This is a genomic window from Rubinisphaera italica (genome assembly GCF_007859715.1).
GTDB lineage: Bacteria > Planctomycetota > Planctomycetia > Planctomycetales > Planctomycetaceae > Rubinisphaera > Rubinisphaera italica.
The window spans coordinates 4,315,365-4,331,101 of record NZ_SJPG01000001.1; the positions used below are offsets into that span (position 1 = coordinate 4,315,365).

Genomic DNA, 15,737 nt, shown 5'->3' on the forward strand with positions numbered 1-15,737 from the left:
TATTTTTCCTAATTGTGAATTAGTTCACAAAGTCTAAGCCCACCGAATGACAATATACTGAATAAGGGCGTTTGTAAGAGGGGGAATTCAGTATGACATATAATGAAAAACATGATGATTGGACCGAATGCCAGGGAGGAGAAATTGCGGGTCTGGCAAAGAGTCTGCTTCAAAAACGGGAATTTGTAAATTCCCGTCGCCGCATCATGAAAACTTCAATAACGGCTGCGATGCTCGTTATTGGTGTGGGACTGGGCATGGTCATTATGCAACTCCCAACCAACCATCCAGATGGTTTAGCCTGTGCCGAAGTTGCTGACTATTCCGAAGACTATTTTGCTCATCAGCTTAAACCTGAAATAGTCGATCGTATTGAAATGCATCTGGATCATTGCAAGCGCTGTCGCGATCATTATGCCGAATATCAGGAAGACCATTCCACGCAACATTCGAGGTACACGAAGACAAATCTATTTCCTGTTTTAGCCCTTTGGTAACAAGCCCGCTCGAGTTCTCGCAGATGTTTCGGGAGCGAGATTCCTACGATCGGACTCTATTATTCAATGATCACATTGCACTCCGGCAGACTCTTCAAAAATACCTTCCCGTAACTCTTGGTTTGAATACGGGGATCGAGAATCACGACCTGCCCGGTATCTGTTTTCGAGCGGATCAAACGCCCGAAACCCTGCTTGAGTTTGATGGCAGCCTCGGGAACCTGATATTCGTTGAACGGATTGCCGCCCCGCCGCTTGATTCTCTCGACACGAGCTTCAAGCAGTGGATGATCGGGCACGCTGAATGGCAATCGCGTGATGATCACATTCTGCAATGCATCCCCCGGCACATCGACTCCCTGCCAGAAACTGTCAGAACCAAACAGCACCCCGGCTGAGTCTTTACGAAATCGCTCCAGTAAGAGCGAGCGAGGCATGTCGTTTCCCTGACAATACAGCGTCAAGCCATTTTCGCGACACCACCCCGAAAGCTGACGCGCACACTCGTTGAGCATCCAGTAACTCGTGAACAGCACAAACGCCCGGCCCTTCGTCTGCAGCAGATATTTCTTCAACCGCTCAACGACAGCCGCTTCATACGCTTTAGATTCCTGACTCGGATCCGGCATGTTCTTACACAGAATCAGCTTCATCTGCTTGCGATAATCGAACGGACTGCCAACCTGCAGTTCATCGCCGCTGGTCAATCCAATGCGATCTTTCACAAAACGAAACGACTGGCCGCCTATCGCCATTGTCGCCGAGGTTAAGATGGCTGAGGGGATTTTGTTGAACAGTTCATCCCGTAGCACATCCCCAATTTCGACTGGAGCAGAGATCAGTTTGATACGCATCTGACGCCCACGTATCACTTCGCCCCAGTAAACGGCATCGCCCGAGAGTTGTTCCATCCAGTTGCGGATCGAATTCGAAATCGAAAAGACGCGATCGGCAGCCGCATTGAGCTCAATCCGCTCGGCTTCATTCTCCAGATCTTCCGCAAATTCACAGATCGCACTTCCGAGTTGATTCAACTCAGCAGACAACCCATTACTGATCGGAACCTCTCCACGAACCCGCCCATTCTTTCCGGCATGTTGACTGAGCCAGTGCTCAACAGACGCGAAAAACTCATCGGCAATCATGTACAGTCGACCGACCTGCTGCTGGGCTTTGACCATATTATGATGCACCAGCAGACCTTTTTGAGCCCGATCGTTATAAAGTTTCGTCAGCAGATAATGCAGCTGAGAATTCGAGACGGCATCCCCCAAATGATCCGACGCGACCGCTTCGAGCGTGTGCGCTTCATCAAAAATAACGGCTTCATAATCGGGCAGGATCGAGGCTCCATCACGCCTCAAAGCCAGATCAGAGAAAAACAGGGCATGATTGACGACCAGCAAATCCGCATTCCAGATTCGCCGCCGCGCCTTGTAATACAGGCAATCGTCATAAGTTGGACATTTACGTCCAAGACAATTTCCATGTTCACTGCGAGCTTCTTCCCACACAGATGGCAACGGTCGAAATCCTAAATCCCCGAGACTGCCATCGTTTGTTTTTTTCGACCATTCCGAAAGTGTGCGTAACTGCTGAAGTTCCTCTTCTTTGGGAAAGAGCGAAACTGTTTTTTGAACTGCCCCCTGCAAGCGACGCAGGCTCACATAATTCGAGCGTCCCTTCACCAGCACCGCTGAGAATTCGAGCGGCAAAACGGCATTCAGGAACGGGATATCTTTTTGAATCAGCTGTTCCTGCAGGCTGATCGTATGAGTCGAAACAATGACTCGCTTTTTTTCTTTGCCTTTTTCCTGGGACTTATTGTTGAGGACCGAGAGAATGGCCGGGACGAGATACGCAAAACTTTTGCCCGTTCCGGTTCCGGCTTCTGCAACCAGGTGCGATTTTGTCGCAATCGCCTTTTCAACAGCCTGTGCCATCTCCAGTTGCTGTTCGCGGAACTCATAATTCTTGAGCCGCGCAGCAATTCTCCCCTTGGGACCGAGGATTTGTTCAGCAGTGATTTTCTGATTTTCTGTCATACTGATGCTATGATAACAACCCCGAACATTCCTCGCCGCTGAATTGTCGTCTACGATAGGCGAGGATTTCGGATTTGAATCTGTTAATGCAATGCAGATGAGATATCATAGATTAAGCCGTAGGTCAGGCTGTGCCAGACCTGCATCACAAACTAATTAATCAGGGGTGGCGGGGGCTCTCTCAAAGATAGGCCCCCGAATATAAAAACCTGCCATCCTCGACTCATAAAGAACCCAGGATTAGTCGTATGTCAGAAGCTACGAAAACCGCACCATTGGGACCGGCCACAAAACAGGTTCCCGATCAACTTGGTCGTTTTGGTCCTTATGGGCGTCGATTCGTCCCGGAAACCTTAATGTACGCTCTCGATGAACTCGATGCCGCCTACGAATCGGCTCGAAAAGATCCCGAATTTCAGGCCGAGCTGGACATGCTGCTCAAAACGTATGTCGGACGCCCGAACCCCCTCTATTTCGCAGAACGGCTGACTGAACATTGTGGAGGAGCGAAAATCTACCTGAAACGGGAAGACCTCAATCATACCGGCGCCCATAAAATCAATAACACGATGGGTCAGGCTCTCTTAACGAAACGCATGGGAAAACCCCGCGTGATTGCAGAAACCGGAGCCGGTCAACACGGCGTCGCTTCGGCTACTGCCTGCGCCCGGTTCGGACTTCCCTGTGTCGTTTACATGGGTGAAGAAGATATTCGTCGGCAGAAGCTGAATGTTTTCAAAATGAAGGCGATGGGAGCGGAAGTTCGAGCGGTCACTTCAGGTTCGCGAACATTGCGGGATGCCGTTAACGAAGCGATGCGGGACTGGATGGGAAGTGTTTCCGATACGCATTACATTCTAGGCTCGGTTGTTGGACCGCATCCGTTTCCCAAAATTGTCCGTGATTTTCAGTCCGTTATTGGTAATGAGTCTCGGGCTCAATGCCTCGAAATGACAGGCAAACTTCCCGATGAAGTTATCGCCTGCGTCGGTGGCGGTTCGAATGCAGCCGGGATGTTTTATCCCTTTATCGAAGATGATACCGTCACATTGACGGGCATAGAGGCCGGCGGCTTGGGACCGGAACCGGGCAAACATGCCAGCCCGCTCACCTACGGTCAACCTGGCATTCTCCACGGCTCTTACAGCTACGTCATGCAGGATGACGACGGTCAGACACTCGATGTCCACTCCATTTCCGCCGGTCTCGATTATCCCGGCGTCGGTCCCGAACACAGTTACTGGAAAGATACTGGCCGTGTCGATTATACGTCGATTAGAGACGATGAAGCACTCGATGCATTTCAGAAAACAGCTATGCTCGAAGGGATTCTGCCAGCCGTCGAAACGTCACATGCTCTGGCTTACGCCCTGAAAACCGCTGGTCAGCGCAGTCCAGATGACGTGATGGTCATCTGCCTCTCCGGTCGCGGCGATAAAGACGTCAATGAAGTCGCCCGCCTACTGGGCCAGGAGATTTAAATCGTCTGGTACCACGGCTCATAGAGCCTTGGCACTTCGTATGATCACTTCACATAGAATAAATCCGCGCATAAAAAAGGGTGCCCAACGGGGCTCGAACCCGCGACCTTCGGAATCACAATCCGACGCTCTAACCAGCTGAGCTATGGGCACCATCTTGTTTTGTCTGCCAGTCTGTCCAGTTCGCACTGGTGGCGGACAAGCGATACATTACCCGAGAAACTTCTCGGTTTCAAGTGATGGAATCGAATGCGACTGCCTGTTTTTCGTGGTTTGATCGCACAATCCATACGACACGGATTTTTACGGAATGTTCACTGACTGACGGTGGGAAAACCATGAGGCTGAGAAATATGATGAAACAGGTGTAACTGATGACCGATAAGAATCTGTTGCATTATCTGCAGCAATTTCTCACTCCGGAACGGCTCGAACGTTTTGAAGAAGTCCTGAATTTTCGTACGAAACACATTACGGTTGTCTTGGAAAATTTCTTCAAGCCGCACAATGCCAGTGCCGTTCTTCGCAGCTGCGACTGCTTCGGTATCCAGGAGATGCAGCGGATTGATCGCGATCATGTCCACAAAATCAATCGGGACATTACACGCGGCGCTCAAAAATGGGTCACGACGAAACTCTGGCAGAATCCCGAAACCTGCACAAAAGACTGCCTGCAGTCTTTGAAAGAACGAAATTATCGCCTGATCGCAACTTCTCCAGAACCAACGGCCACCTCGCTGTTTGATCTCGACTTAACCGAACCGGTCGCCATTATGTTCGGGCGGGAGAAAACCGGTTTATCAGAGGAAGCGATGAACGCAGCTGACGAATGTGTGACAATTCCCATGTTCGGCTTCACAGAAAGCTATAACGTATCGGTCTCGGTCGCGTTATGCCTGAACGAACTGGTGCACCGTCTGCATAATTCCGATCGGGACTGGCATTTGACCGAGGCAGAAAAAGACGAAATCCGCCTGGCCTGGGTGAAACGCTGTCTGCCGAATATTCATACTCTGGAGAAGCACTATCGACGGACGCAGTAAGTTCGCATTTGCTCGATTTACAAGCACGAGGCGCAAGTGACTCTGTTTTCATGACTTGATACACATATGGACGTTTCTTTCGCGAAATGTAAGAATACTCCACTTCAATACTGAAACCGCCCCACCTTAACATCGAGTCCAAGTTGGATGTAAAAAACAATGAACAATCCGACTGTTAATAAAATTTATCTCAACACTCCAGACACGCTATCATCACACGCTTTTGGAGTTTTAACTCGGAAATTATCAGAACTTGAATTCAGTGATTATCAATTATATTCATTGAGTTATAATGCCGATGTATCAAACTCCAGCGGTGAAAAAACATGTATTTCTTTAGTATGGGAAACCGAACATGCTAATACAAGATTTAAAGCGAGTACTCTGGATGGAGTATTAAACACTGCAGAAAGAGTTTACCAAAACATTCAAGAATTTGAGACGATAGACTTCCTGGAAAGATACTTTGTTGATGTAGAAGAACTGGCTGCAAGAAACGGATTTGACAGTGAGGAATGCGATGAAGAAGAAATATATCAAGGATGGGTTTTGAATCGCGCCATATTTTTTGAAAAGTTTTTTCGGTTGTGTTATTTCGGAAATCATTTGTTTTCTTATGATTTAATCTTGGAAATCGATTATTCATGGAACCTCACAGGGATTCAGTTTGACGGATAGGCAAGTAGTAAAAACGCAACTTCAAAACTGACGCTTTGGGTTTAAAGAGAAAAAAAAGATCCACGAACAAAAGTGCTCGTGGATCTTGCAGGACGGAACGAAGGACGTTCCGATTCAGTATTTTCGCATTCTGCCGGAGCAAACAAATCTTGCGACTTCATCTCCAAGTCATTGGTTAATCATTTTCAGGATAAACTAGTCAAGCACGATAACGGAGTGCGTAACAGTTATCCGACGCCCAGATCAAAGCCCTGAAAGGGCTTAGAAGCCTGGGATGTCGATTTTTTCTTCGATGGCGATTTTCTTGAGTTTGGAAATCGCTCTCGATTCGATTTGTCGAATTCGTTCTTTGGTCACGCCGAAACGTTGGCCGACCTGTTCCAGGGTTTCGGATTCCGTTCCTTTGTTCAACCCGAAGCGGAAGAGAATAATATCCCGTTCGCGGTGATCGAGTTGTTCGAGGATATTCATAATCGCCGAGTGCTGATGTTTCTGTGCCAGCTCCTGCTGGAACGGATTGTCGCGCTGATCGGTCGATTGTGAAAACAGATCGTCGTGACCGGTCCGATAACGATCCATCTGCTTCATTTCGGTCGGAATCGAACGGGCGTAGTTTTTCATTATCGCCCAGGTGGAATAAGTGGAGAACTTATTTCCCTGAGAGTAATCGAACTTTTCGATCGCTCGAATCAACGACATATTCCCGTCCGAAACCATTTCGAAGAAGTTCGATTGCGGTTTGACGTGCCGTTTGGCGATGGAAACAACCAGCCGCAAGTTACTGCGAATCAGGAAGTTTTTCACGACAACCGCTTCACGAATCTGTTCTTCGATGTCACTCATCAATCGGGCAGAAGGTTTTGCAGGATCGATTTTTTCCCGCATCTGTCCCGCTTTGAATTTGAGGTAATTCATTTTGCGGAAGTAGTATCCTTCTTCTTCCCGAGTCAACAACGGCAATTCGTACAGACTGGCCAGATAGGCGGGCAGCCCGGGCGGAATTTTTGGTTTCGACTCTTTGCGTTCTACTTCGGGGGGATCGCCGAGAATCACTTTCTCTGCGCCCCGTTTGTGGAACTCTTCGCTGTCGATGAAATCGAGATTGACCTCCAATATTCGGTCTGCTCTCACTTCATTGATAATGCGATGAATACTCGAACGCGTGCGACAGAATTGTCTGGCCAGATCTTCAACGGAAGTTCCCCGTTGATGTTTGTGCCAGATTTCCCGTTTTGTTTCGTCCGTTAATGGACCGCGGGCATGCGGGAAGATGGCTGATTGCGGATAATCGCGATCGTGATTCTTCAACGTATAACGGACTGTCTCGACGGACCGGCCCGTTTTCCGGGCCAGCCGTTTGCTGATTTCAGACAGGCACGCGCCATGAGCGGCCAGTTTCCGGGCACGATCGATAATTTCGAGCCTTTCCTGGGCTGTCAATTGAGTGAAACGTGAACTGCGACGGATCTCGGCTGCATTGGCTTTAATAAATCGGTCAACGTTCGACTTCAAAAAGACGACTCGTTTGCGAGCGCCCATTTTAATCTTACGTCCCACCAGTCCCCGCTGTCGCCAGCGATCAACTGTTTTCGTGGAAACGTGAAATCGTTCACTCAGGTCGTCAACCGTCATCACATCTTCCTGGACATCATCGATTTGCATATCGATACTGTCCGAAAGATCTTCGACGAAGCGACATAAATCGTGCTGAACATCTTTGCCATCGATTTTCAGATCGGGATATAGACTCGACTGATAATCGGTAATCCGCTGACAAAGTTCAGGATATTCGTAATCTCGTTCCAGATCCAATTCCGCCAGAAGTTTCTCAGCTCGCTGGATCTGCTCCAAACGAACCTTCTTAGGGGCATATCGGACCTGCTGGTCTTTCAGTTGCTTTATCACTGGATTTGCATAAGTCGCCATAATAACTCTCCTTCCGAATCGTCTTCTTCGTGAAAACTTCTCGTAAGAGACCTCCGGACATCGTGACCGGCGATTTTCCTAAAAAATCAAAATTGCTTTAACACATCCCTACTACGCTATTATGACGACACATGGTTGAAAAAAGTTCGCATACGAAGCATTTTTTTTGAAAATTGATTCAAAAAGTCCCTGCGCAATAATTCATTTCACCGTAAGGCATTGCCTCACAGTAGTTTGTGAATTCAGAAGGCTTTACAAATGGATTTGGGAATTTACTGAATCCTCTCAACATAATTATTCAACGAGAGTCATTCAGTACAGATAGAGCATGTGAGAGTCAAAAAATTTGTTTTCATTTCCTCTTAAACGTAGTATCTCTCTAAAGGGTTCTGCAAAAAACTGGGGTTTGCAAAATTTGCCAAAAATGGTATTTCTGCAAAATATGGCTCAAGATCTTACGTCACATTCAGGATGAAAGTGTGGCGTCATCGCAGTAAGTTATTGATATCACTGGGGAAGGGAATCCCATGCAGGGTGCAGCCTGGAAGCTGACAGCGTTAGCCGCAAGCTTGGCGGTTGGATTTTTTGGTTTGATGCAGGTTCAGCAGAATCTGGACAAGCAGTCACAGAATCCAACAGAATTCACTGAGAATAGTTCTCAGCTGGAAAACTCTCAATTGGGAGAGGAATCTCCGGCTTCAGGGATGCTTTCCGCTGAGGATTTTGCCGAATCCCAGAACGAACCGGAACCTGAAAACAGCCCATATTTCAGGCGGGATGCGGGAAATCCGCCGCAAGATTCCTCCTTGGAACGCTCCTCGGCTTATCCACAATCAGCCGATGCGGGTAATCTTCCGCCTCAGCAGGAACCCAATTCTTTCGATCCTCCTCCTGCTAACGAAAATCGCACCCCTCGTGTGCCTGTAAATGATCCTTTCGCAGACTTTCGTGCCCCTGTCGATCAAAAATTCAACGACATCAAAAGCGATTTCGCGAATGCCGGTCAGAAATTTGAACGGGCCACTCAAGAACAGGTTGACGAATGGCAATCGGAAATTGTTCAGACAGCGAATGAAGTTCAGACTGATCTGAATAATACGGCAGAGAAACCAGCTCAACTGATGGCTCCGGTCGTGCATGCCGTTCAGGAATTTACAGGAAATGAGCAACCAGTTTCCGAAACCGAAGCGGCTCAGGAACTGATTCAACTGGCTGCCAATACAAAAGCAAAACCAACCGATGCACCGCCCCCATTCTTTGCCTTCGACAATAATGAAGCCAAACCGATTGAGAATGCAAATCCACCTCAGTCATCTGAAATGGATCAAAAGGATGCTCCCAAGGCAGCATTTTTTCCGGAACCAGCCAATGAATCCAAGCCGAAACTTCAGTCATTTAATGTGCCAGTAGCAGGCCCGAAATCGGGATCACCATTTGATGAACCGAAGACGACAAAAGCAGACGCGCCAACTGAACTACCGAAAGTTCAGCCAGGCAGCCAATTCCCTGGATTTAATCCGTCGGAACCTCAGGATGAACCTACTCCCGTCGAGGTTCCTGTGGCCAACGAAGAGCCACTGCCAGCTGTGAATCCTCAGCCGGAATTGATGGCTCAACCGGAACCTTCGCCTGAGTTTAAACCAGAACCAGAAACAGAACCAAAACCAAAACCAGAAACAAATGGAACTCCTCAGCCCTTCTTCCCACGTTTTGAAGAAGAGGCAGCATCGGAAACTCCAAAAGCGGATGATCCATATCGACTTGTGCCGGAATTCAATGGGAATAAACCGGTCACTAAGCCAGAAGTGACTGAAACGGAGCCTTCTCCGTTCATGTTGACACCGCCGGACACAAATACGGCTCCGGAATCTGTTCCTGCTGATTCCCCAGCACCGGAGCCCGTTCCAGAAGCTCAAGCCGATCCTTTCGCGGTTCAACCTCCAGCTGAGAAAATGCCAGCCACGGAAAAACCAGCGGAAGAAATGCGTCCGTCTGGATTCCCAACGTTCTCGGCTGAGCCTGAAAATACAGAGCCGCCGGCTAAACCAGAGCCGTTCCAACCAGAACCAACTGTAGAACCAACCCCGACAGTCAGCACCTCTCCTGCTCCAGCAATGGCACCAGTTCCTGAAAAACAAACGAATCCATTTGCGAATCAGGGGTTCCCTCGAGCAGAACCGGAAGAAACGACCGGCAACGTTCGGATGAATGCTGAACCTGCTCCACTGGAGTTGAACGATCAACCTGCCGCCCCCAAAGACGACGTTTTAATTGGTGGGGCACGGGTCGATAACGATCTTTCCGTCAGCATGCTGCAACCGAAAATTGAACTGCACAAGAATGCGCCCGACAATGCCGTGCTGGGTCAACCATTGATTTACACGATCGAAATTGAAAATGCTGGGGAAGTCAGTGTTCGGGATGTTATCGTCGAAGACAAATTCCCGGCTGGCACAAAGCTGACAGGGACGATTCCCCGAGCAGAACTGGTCGAGAAAACTTTGCACTGGAAGTTTGATGAACTCAAACCGGGTGAACGGAAGAAAATTCTTGTCCGAGTTGTGCCGATCGAGTCAGGAAAAATTGGATCGGTATCAACGGTCAGCTACAAATCGACTGTTTCTTCGCAGACAATGGTGACTGCGCCTCGACTCGAAATTCAACTCAAGTGCACCGAAGAAGTCGCATTGAATGAAGCTGTCCAGGTTCAGTTTCTCGTCACCAACTCCGGCGAAGGTGATGCACAGAACGTCATCTTGAGAAACCTGATTCCCGATGGCCTCGAACACCCCGCTGGCACCGATCTCGAATATGAAATCGGTCAGCTCAAAGGTGGCGAGCAGAAGGAAATCAATCTCACGATGGTCGCCCGCAAGGTGGGTGGACTCGAAAATGTGGCTAGCGTGAAAGCCGATGGCGATGTTTCTGCTCAGGGCAAAGTCAAAGTGAATGTGATTGAATCCGTGATGAGTGTCGCTCACAGTGGGCCTACTCGACGATTCGTCGGTCATGTCGCCGAGTACAAAACGGCTGTGCAGAATAATTCGAGCCGAGTGTTGGAAAATGTTCGACTCGTCGCGCAAATTCCTCCCGGATTTGAATTCCAGTCAGCCACTGAAAAAGGGATGTATAACGATCAATTGCGATCGATCACCTGGGTGATTCCTCAACTGGAGCCCAAACAGAAGCTGGAAGTTTCATCGAAACTGGAGCCAAGCAAAGTCGGGGCTCAAAATCTGATTGTCACTGCTGAAGATTCTTCCGGTCATCAGGCGGAAATCAGTACGATGGTTAAAATCGAAGGTTTTCCCTCACTGGCGGTTCGTATTCCCGATGTCCGTGGTCCGGTCTCTCAGGGAGAGCGGGTTTCAATGCGGTTTAAAGTCGTCAATCGGGGATCAGCAGACGCCACTCAGGTGGCCGTCACCTGTAAGATCCCAGCACAATTACAGTACATCTCTGCTAATGGTCCGGTAACGGGTGTGCAAAACGGAGCCAGTATTACCTTCAAGCCGATGGCGAAACTAGTGCCGAATGAAGAAGCGACGTTTGATCTGGTCTTCAGTGCCGCACAAGCCGGGGATGGACGCGTCGAATTCGATGTGCTGGCCGATCAGATTACGACTCCCTTGAAACATCAGGAACAGGTGATAGTCTACGGCGAATAAATTTCAGATGCAGGGTGTTGTTAACTAGAGATTGAGCCAATAATTATTCGAAATTGTGCTTACGATCTTGAACAATGTCGTCCGTGCCCTGAAACCTGATTCCCATCGTCTATAACTGTTTTGCTGAACTGATACTTCCCATGACTGAGCCGTCACGCGACCTGCTGGAAACTTTTGAAAATCCAAATCCGGATCGCGATTATGTGATCGAAACGATTTGTCCGGAGTTCACATCGGTCTGTCCGAAAACCGGTCAGCCAGATTATGGCACTCTGACAATTGCTTACATTCCCGACGAAGTCTGCTTCGAACTCAAATCGTTGAAGATGTACCTGCAGGAATATCGGAATCATGGAGCGTTTTATGAAAGCGTCACCAACAAAATTCTGGACGATTTAGTCGCAGTGACCCAGCCAAGATCGATGGAAATCCGAGCCGAGTTCACACCTCGTGGCGGAATCCGGACGAATGTGATCGTCAGCTATCCGGACGAAAACTGGGACGAATAATTTTTTTAAGATAACCAGAGCGAATGGATTCTCTCTCGTGCGATATCTGCTCAACATTCTGTATCTCTCATTGCTGACTCTGGCGTTTCCATATCTGGTTTATCGACGATTGAAAACGGGTCGATACCGCGAGGGGTTTCGAGAAAAGTTCCTTGGACAGATTCCTCGTCGAGATAGTCATGCAGAGTGCGTCTGGTTTCATGCGGTCAGTGTCGGGGAAGTGCTGCAGATTGAGCCGGTCGTGAATTCCTGGAAAGAGCGGCACCCCGACTGGGAAGTCGCGATCAGTATTACGACGCAAACCGGAATGCAGGTTGCTCGGAAGACTTATCCCGACTGCCGACTGTTTTATTGCCCACTCGATTTTTCCTGGGCCGTCCGAAATGTGATTCAGCGATTGAAGCCCAGTTGTCTGGGGTTGGTCGAACTTGAGTTGTGGCCGAATCTGATTCTGGAAACTCATCGGGCTAATATTCCGGTCACTTTAATCAATGGTCGCTTGAGTGCCAACAGCTTCAAAGGCTACCGCAGATTTCGCTCATTGATCCGTCCTCTGCTCCAGCGATTCTCGTTAATCGTTGCCCAGAATTCAGAGTATGCAGACCGTTTTCTCGCACTGGGAGCAAATGCGAGTCGGCTCGAAACTGCTGGGTCGATCAAGTTCGATCGATTGATGACGGATCGTAATCATCTTCGTGTTCAGGAACTTCGGAACGCATTTGCAATTTCGCCGGACGCTCCCGTCATGATGGCGGGCAGCACAGGGGAGCCGGAAGAGTCTCTGATTCTCTCTGCGTGGAAAACACTTCGAAGCGAATTTCCAGACTTACAACTCATCATCGCTCCCAGACATCAGGAACGCTTTGACGAAGTTTCTCAGTTGATCCAGGAGTCGGGATCTCAAGTTTTACGCCGTTCACTGGTCAATTCTGGAGAACAGTCAGGGCGTGATGCCGATTCTTCAACCGTTCGATTGCTCGATACACTCGGCGAACTTTCCGCCTGTTGGGGTCTGGCAGAGATTGCTTTTGTCGGCGGGAGTTTTAATCAGCGGGGCGGTCAGAACATGATGGAGCCTGCAGGATATGGAGCCGCAATTGTGCTGGGGCCGAATACCTGGAACTTTATCGAAGTTGTCGAGGAACTCGAACGTCGCAAAGCTTGCATGGTCATCCCTACAGGTGATGAGCTGGCCGATTGTATTTCGGTACTGTTGCACCAGCCCGAAAACGCAGAGTTGATCGGCAATGCCGCCCGGAAATATGTACTCTCCCAGCAGGGTGCAACCCGGAAAACGATGGAATGGATCGAACAAACGCTGGAAATCCCGTTCAAAAGAATTCAAAAATCTGCTGCTTGAGTGAGTAAATTGAGGGGGAGATTGACTTTCCGTCCCCGCTCGACCTGCTAAAATGGCGAGTTGGAAATCTGGAGTCCAGTCGCATTCTTGACGATGTGTCATGAGTATTCACAGCTCCAATCAATACTGTGTTGAACAATCGATTCGATTTTCACGCAGTTTCATTTGCTCAAACGCAGAGTTTGTATCGAGGAATCAGAATGTCGAATTATATTTTCACGAGTGAATCTGTCAGTATGGGGCACCCGGACAAAGTTTCCGATCAGGTCTCCGATGGCATACTTGATGCCTTGCTGGCTCAGGATCCACTCTCCCGCGTCGCCTGCGAAACACTCTGCACAACAGACTTCGTTTGCTTGGCTGGTGAAATCACTTCTAATGCCAAAGTCGATTACGCAGCCATCGCCCGTAAAGTGATCGATGAGATTGGTTACAACAGCGACGATCTGGGCTTCAACGCAAAGACCTGCGAAATTGATGTTCGTCTGCATTCTCAGTCGAGCGATATCGCCATGGGAGTCGATCGCGACGGAGCCGGTGATCAGGGATTGATGTTTGGCTATGCCTGCCATCAAACCGAAGAATTCATGCCGGTCCCAATTGCATTATCGCATCGAATTTTGAATCGTTTGACGGAAGCTCGTCAAAAAGGGGAAGTGAACTGGTTGCGTCCCGACAGCAAAAGTCAGGTGAGTGTCGAGTTCGAAGGTTCCCGTCCGGTTGGAGTTTCTGCGGTTGTTATTTCGACTCAACATGCCGAAAGCGTGTCACAAAAAGAGATCAGCGATTTCGCGATTGAGCAGATTATTAAAGACGTTGTCCCTGCAGAATTCCTCAGCGACAAAACCAAATATCATATCAATCCGACTGGGCAGTTTATCATCGGTGGCCCGCACGGCGATTGTGGTTTGACCGGACGAAAAATCATCGTCGATACCTACGGCGGCTGGGGACGACATGGCGGCGGAGCCTTCAGTGGAAAAGACTCTACTAAAGTGGACCGATCTGCAGCTTACATGGCACGCTATGTCGCTAAGAACATCGTCGCAGCTGGGCTGGCAACCGAATGTGAAGTTCAACTGGCCTATGCGATTGGTGTCGCTGAGCCTGTGAGTGTGCGAGTCGATACCTTCGGTTCTGCCGAAGTCGACGAGTCAAAAATCGAAGCCGCTGTCCGTGAGATTTTCCCACTGACTCCCAAAGGCATCATCGAAACTCTCGACCTGCGACGCCCGATCTTCCAGAAAACAGCCTGGGGTGGACACTTCGGTCGTAATGATCCTGATTTCACCTGGGAATCAACAAACAAAGCGTCTGCACTGCGTGAAGCGGTCGGCCTGGGAAGTGAAGTTCCTCAGACAGAGTTTGTGATGAGCTAAATGTCGTTTGACGTGTGCCACTGCTGGCTAGTCCAGCAGTGATACATTCAACTTTGAATATCAAAATTGGGCGACGTTTTAAGCTAGACTGAACTCTAAAAAGTTGATGTTAAATAAAATTCGGCGTACGAAGGAGTGTCGCCATGACATGGAGTCAGCGTTGCGAGCAGTGGGCACGGGAGATTCGTGAATCTCAGGATCTCCAGGCGAGTTGGGCGATCGGAGTGACCTGGATCACTCTCGGTCTGCTGATGCTTTCGGCTCGGGTTCTCAGCGGATTCCATCCAGAAGCCGATCTCATTCGGCAGCTTGGTTTGAGCATCGCGCTGCTCGGTCTCGGTGTGATGTCGATTGGATATGTGCTGCGGAATCGTCTGCTGGCCAATTCTGAACGCGATCAGGTGCTGTGCATTGCCGGATTGATAAGCTGCGGAATTTTCTGTGGCTTAATCTCCAGCTTTCCAGCGAGCAGTGTCTGGGCATTCTGCCTGATGACCTTAATTACCGTCGGATCAACGCTTTTGATAGGTTCTCGTCTATTAAGTTTCTTTGCGACAGATTCCTCGGCTGAGATCGCCTCTGCTCCAGAAATTCACCCTGCTTCACAAACGAAGAAGACGGAATCGGTTGTTGAGGACGAGCAGGTTATCCAGTGGCTTTCCCGCAAACGACAATCAGACGGCTCGGAAGTTCTTGAAGGAATGCTCCGACTGGAAATGGCAGCCGGGCAGAAACAGATGTCTGCTCATGCTGTGTTTACGCCCTCACTATCCAGTCATCCGGAAATTGAATGCGAACCACTCGGCGATGCCGATGTCGAAGCGTCGATCGGCGAAGTGTATCCACATGGATTCCGTGTCGATGTCCGACGCAATACGAATGCAGACAAACCCCTTGCCGTGGAAATCGGCTTTCAGGCGGTTGCCGCTGCGAACAGCAAACATGCTGCGTAAAACTTAGAACCGTTAATTAAACCAGATTGTTATACGAAACCAGACGTCATAAATCTGTGAAAAATTAAAACCACAGAGACACAGAGGTCACAGAGAAATTTAGTTGTGCAAATCTGGAGTGACAAAAATATTGGAAATTTGGTTAAGCTTAGATTTATAAAAACTCTCCGTGTTATCTGTGTCTCTGTGGTTCAGTAA

At 49.0% G+C, this 15,737-nt stretch carries 11 protein-coding genes and 1 tRNA gene; 9 read left to right on the plus strand and 3 right to left on the minus strand.

Annotated features, from left to right (window positions below; all coding sequences use genetic code 11):
• Window positions 1–92: 92 nt before the first annotated feature.
• Complete coding sequence (locus tag Pan54_RS16165; protein WP_146504463.1) at window positions 93–497, plus strand: zf-HC2 domain-containing protein; 405 nt, start codon at window positions 93–95, stop codon at window positions 495–497.
• Window positions 498–556: 59 nt separating this feature from the next.
• Here the strand turns inward: Pan54_RS16165 and Pan54_RS16170 are convergent, their stop codons facing one another.
• On the minus strand, window positions 557–2,542 hold the full coding sequence (locus tag Pan54_RS16170; protein ID WP_146504464.1) for an ATP-dependent DNA helicase: 1,986 nt from the start codon (window positions 2,540–2,542) through the stop codon (window positions 557–559).
• 248 nt (window positions 2,543–2,790) lie between these two features.
• Between Pan54_RS16170 and trpB the strand changes: the two genes are divergently transcribed.
• Window positions 2,791–4,023, plus strand: a complete 1,233-nt coding sequence (gene trpB, locus Pan54_RS16175; RefSeq protein WP_146504465.1) for a tryptophan synthase subunit beta — start codon at window positions 2,791–2,793, stop codon at window positions 4,021–4,023.
• Between the two features lie 79 nt (window positions 4,024–4,102).
• Here trpB and Pan54_RS16180 read toward each other — a convergent pair.
• A tRNA-His gene (locus Pan54_RS16180) sits at window positions 4,103–4,176 on the minus strand.
• A gap of 221 nt (window positions 4,177–4,397) precedes the next feature.
• On the opposite strand from Pan54_RS16180, the gene Pan54_RS16185 reads away from it, so the two are divergent.
• Entirely contained in the window at window positions 4,398–5,066 is a 669-nt protein-coding gene (locus Pan54_RS16185) for a TrmH family RNA methyltransferase (RefSeq protein WP_146504466.1), read from the plus strand.
• Between the two features lie 159 nt (window positions 5,067–5,225).
• Complete coding sequence (locus tag Pan54_RS16190) at window positions 5,226–5,744, plus strand: hypothetical protein (protein WP_146504467.1); 519 nt, start codon at window positions 5,226–5,228, stop codon at window positions 5,742–5,744.
• A 261-nt stretch (window positions 5,745–6,005) separates the two neighbouring features.
• On the opposite strand, the gene Pan54_RS16195 is transcribed toward Pan54_RS16190, so the two are convergent.
• Window positions 6,006–7,670, minus strand: coding sequence for a sigma-70 family RNA polymerase sigma factor (locus Pan54_RS16195; protein WP_207310159.1), 1,665 nt, complete (start codon window positions 7,668–7,670; stop codon window positions 6,006–6,008).
• Between the two features lie 527 nt (window positions 7,671–8,197).
• Between Pan54_RS16195 and Pan54_RS16200 the strand changes: the two genes are divergently transcribed.
• The 5 genes from Pan54_RS16200 (at window position 8,198) to Pan54_RS16220 (ending at window position 15,539) form a co-directional block, all read left to right on the plus strand.
• A complete protein-coding gene (locus Pan54_RS16200; RefSeq protein WP_146504469.1) occupies window positions 8,198–11,338 on the plus strand; it encodes a DUF11 domain-containing protein in 3,141 nt (1,046 codons plus the stop codon).
• Between the two features lie 140 nt (window positions 11,339–11,478).
• Window positions 11,479–11,847, plus strand: a complete 369-nt coding sequence (queF, locus tag Pan54_RS16205; protein ID WP_146504470.1) for a preQ(1) synthase — start codon at window positions 11,479–11,481, stop codon at window positions 11,845–11,847.
• 37 nt (window positions 11,848–11,884) lie between these two features.
• Window positions 11,885–13,207, plus strand: a complete 1,323-nt coding sequence (locus Pan54_RS16210) for a 3-deoxy-D-manno-octulosonic acid transferase (protein WP_242631349.1) — start codon at window positions 11,885–11,887, stop codon at window positions 13,205–13,207.
• Window positions 13,208–13,407: 200 nt separating this feature from the next.
• On the plus strand, window positions 13,408–14,586 hold the full coding sequence (gene metK / locus Pan54_RS16215) for a methionine adenosyltransferase (protein WP_146504472.1): 1,179 nt from the start codon (window positions 13,408–13,410) through the stop codon (window positions 14,584–14,586).
• A gap of 143 nt (window positions 14,587–14,729) precedes the next feature.
• Entirely contained in the window at window positions 14,730–15,539 is an 810-nt protein-coding gene (locus tag Pan54_RS16220; RefSeq protein ID WP_146504473.1) for a hypothetical protein, read from the plus strand.
• Window positions 15,540–15,737: the final 198 nt, after the last annotated feature.